The organism is Burkholderia sp. Tr-862 (assembly GCF_011753085.1).
GTDB classification, from domain to species: Bacteria; Pseudomonadota; Gammaproteobacteria; order Burkholderiales; family Burkholderiaceae; genus Burkholderia; species Burkholderia ambifaria.
On sequence record NZ_VWWG01000316.1, the window covers coordinates 1 to 3,008 of the forward strand.

At 72.0% G+C, this 3,008-nt stretch carries 3 protein-coding genes; 2 read left to right on the forward strand and 1 reads right to left on the reverse strand.

Going from position 1 to position 3,008, the window contains the following annotated elements:
• Positions 1 to 690 (reverse strand): AraC family transcriptional regulator (locus tag F3J14_RS34315; RefSeq protein WP_166726680.1); only part of this gene is annotated, 690 nt, incomplete at its 3' end.
• A 149-nt stretch (positions 691 to 839) separates the two neighbouring features.
• Between F3J14_RS34315 and F3J14_RS34320 the strand changes: the two genes are divergently transcribed.
• Both F3J14_RS34320 and F3J14_RS34325 read left to right on the forward strand, forming a co-directional pair.
• Positions 840 to 1,946 carry an NAD/NADP-dependent octopine/nopaline dehydrogenase family protein gene (locus tag F3J14_RS34320; protein WP_166726681.1) on the forward strand — a complete coding sequence of 369 codons (1,107 nt, stop codon included), beginning with the start codon at positions 840 to 842 and terminating at the stop codon, positions 1,944 to 1,946.
• Positions 1,943 to 2,953, forward strand: a complete 1,011-nt coding sequence (locus F3J14_RS34325) for a 3-hydroxybutyryl-CoA dehydrogenase (protein WP_166726682.1) — start codon at positions 1,943 to 1,945, stop codon at positions 2,951 to 2,953. Before F3J14_RS34320 ends, F3J14_RS34325 begins: the two co-directional genes overlap by 4 nt.
• The last annotated feature ends 55 nt before the right edge of the window (positions 2,954 to 3,008 follow it).

Here is a 3,008-nt window from a genome sequence, read left to right on the forward strand (position 1 = left end):
GTCGACGTGCTCGCATGCGCGGCGCACGTGCGCGGGCAGTGGCGGCGTGCCGCGCGTCAACGCGGCGCTGTACGAATGCGGCAAATGCGTGAGGAGCAGCGACATCAGCCACGCGGTGAGATCGGCGCCGAACGTCGTCGCCGCCGCGCCGATGCCCGGCTGCGCGCCGAGCCGGCACAGATACTCGAACGTCGGCGGCACGAGCGCGGCGCCCGCGCCGTTGCCGCCGGCGGCGAGATCGAACTGCAGCGGCCGCGTGAGCGTCGCGTGCAGCATGTCCTGCAGCTTGCGCTCGAGTGCGCCGCGCTCCAGGCGCAGCACCAGATTGCGGCAATCGGGACTCGTGCTCAGGCGGCTCGCGAGCGCCGGCGACGACACGGTCAGCTCGCCCGGGCCCGCACGCGCGACCCGCTGGCCGGCCCGCAACTCGCACGCGCCCGACAGCGTCAGCCGGAACAGGAAGTGATCGGCATCGTCGCCGAAATCGATGCGCGTCTCGCGGCCGTAGCAGAGCTCGAGCAGCGCGCCGTGATGCAGCGGCACCTCGTACAGCTCCGCATGAAACGGATCGCGGCCGTGCGCGGCCATCCGGTGCGGCCCCAGCCGGTGCGCGACCGCGCGTTCGACTTCGTCGGGCGCATGCAGCGTGCCGAGCCGGTTCGGCGCATGTCGGGAGAGGGCGATGTCCATGCGGGGGCCTCGTGTCGGATGCGTGGGTGCGGCGCCATGCGCGGCGCCGCGATTGCGTTGCGCGAACGGGCGTGCCGTTGCGCGTTTTGAAGCGACGCGATGCGCGCCGCCGCGTAGTCTCGACAACACTCACTCACCGGGAGACCACGATGAAGGTATGTGTACTGGGCGGCGGCCACGGCTGCCATGCGGCCGCGATCGACCTGTTCGAGAAGGGCCACGACGTGACGTGGTGGCGGCGCGACCGCGAACCGCACGCGCGGCTGCGCGAACTCGGCGCGTTGCACGTGACCGACTATCGCGGCGAGCGCGCGGTGCCGCTCGGCGATACACCCGGCGCGATCCGGCTGACCGACGATCTCGCGGCCGCGCTGCGCGGCGCACGGCTCGTCGTGGTGCCGCTGCCGGCCGTGTCGCACGACGCGCTGGCCGCGCAGGTCGCGCCGCTGCTCGAGGACGACCAGGTCGTATTCCTGCCGCCCGGCACGTTCGGCAGCTTCGTATTCGCGCGCGCGGCGGCGGATGCCGGCAACCGTGCGCGCGTCGCGTACGCCGAGACGGGCACGCTGCCGTACCTGGTGCGCAAGCACGGCGACAACGCGGTCGTGATCAGCGCATACGCGACGCGCCTGCCGACCGGCGTGTTTCCCGCGAACGCGGCCGGCTGGGCGTTCGACGTGCTGCGTGCCGGCTATCCGTCGGTCGAGCCGGTCGAGGACGCGCTGTCCGGCGCGCTGATGAACGCGGGCCCGGTGATCCATCCGCCGCTGATCCTGATGAACGCCGGGCCGCTCGAACACTTCGACGCGTGGGACATCCACAACGAGGGCACGCAACCGTCGATCCGCCGCGTGACCAATGCGCTCGACGCCGAACGCATCGCCGTGCGCGAGGCGCTCGGCTACCGCGCGCCGCATTTCCCGCTCGCGGACCACTACGCGACCGACGGCGACGAATGGATGTACGGGCGCGGTGCGCACGGCAAGCTGACCGACAGCGGCGACTGGCGCGAGAAGATCGATTTGCGCACGCATCGCTACATGCTCGAGGACACCCGGCTCGGGCTGTCCTTCATCGTGTCGTGCGGACGCTGGGCCAACGTGCCGACGCCCGTTGCGCAGGGGCTGCTGAGCGTCGCGTCGGCCGTTACCGGCCGCGACCTGTATGCGCAAGGGCGCACGCTGGACGGTTTGGGTCTTGCCGCCCTGTCGCGCGACGCGATGCGCGCGCTGCTCGATGCGGGGTACGCCGCATGACGGCCGCCCTCGACGTGACGCGCGTGCACGTGCTCGGCGCGGGACGCATGGGGCAGGGGATCGCGCTCGTGTTCGCATTCGCGGGCCTCGACGTGACGCTGATCGACTTCAAGCCGCGCGACGCGCAGGGATGGCGCGCATTCGAGGATCGCACGCGCGGCGAGATCCTGCGGCCGCTGCATGCGCAAGTCGCGCTCGGCCGCATCGATGGCGCGCAGGCCGAGGCCGTCGTCGCGCGCATCGCGCTGGTCGCGCGCGACGGTGCGGCGCACGCGGTGCGCGACGCCGGCATCGTGTTCGAAGCGCTGCCGGAAGTGCTCGACGCGAAGGCCGACGCGCTGCGCTGGCTCGGCGAACATGTCGATGCGCGTGCAACCATCGCATCGACGACGTCGACGTTCGTCGTCACCACGTTGCAGCGCCATGTCGCGCACCCGGAGCGGATGCTGAACGCGCACTGGCTGAACCCGGCGCTGCTGATGCCGCTCGTGGAGATCAGCCGCAGCGACGCGACGGATCAGTCGGTTGTCGATGCGCTCGCCGCGCTGCTCGAGCGTGTCGGCAAGAAGCCGGTGATCTGCGGGCCGGCGCCCGGCTACATCGTGCCGCGCATCCAGGCGCTCGCGATGAACGAGGCCGCGCGGATGGTCGAGGAGGGCGTCGCGAGCGCCGAGGACATCGACACCGCGATCCGCACCGGTTTCGGCCCGCGCTTCGCGGTGCTCGGGCTGCTCGAGTTCATCGACTGGGGCGGCTGCGACATCCTGTACTACGCGTCGACGTACCTCGCCGGCGAGATCGGTCCGCGCTTCGCGCCGGCCGCGAGCGTCGTGCGCAACATGGAGGCCGGGCGTGACGGCGTGCGGACGGGCACCGGGTTCCACGACTATGCGCAGGTCGATGTGCCGGCTTACATGCAGCAACGGCTCGGCGAGTTCGCGCGGCTGCTCGATCACCTCGGGCTCGCGCCCGGGTTCGACGCCGCACGGCGCGGTTCCCGCGCTTGAGCGTCGCGCGGCGCGCGGCCGCGCGGTCATGCCGCGTCGCCGCGCGTGTCGGCGG

What these genes read in the sequence shown, in the direction of transcription:
- F3J14_RS34320 (WP_166726681.1), top strand. Translation starts at nt 840, where the DNA reads ATGAAGGTATGTGTACTGGGCGGCGGCCACGGCTGCCATGCGGCCGCG.
- F3J14_RS34325 (WP_166726682.1), top strand. Translation starts at nt 1,943, where the DNA reads ATGACGGCCGCCCTCGACGTGACGCGCGTGCACGTGCTCGGCGCGGGA.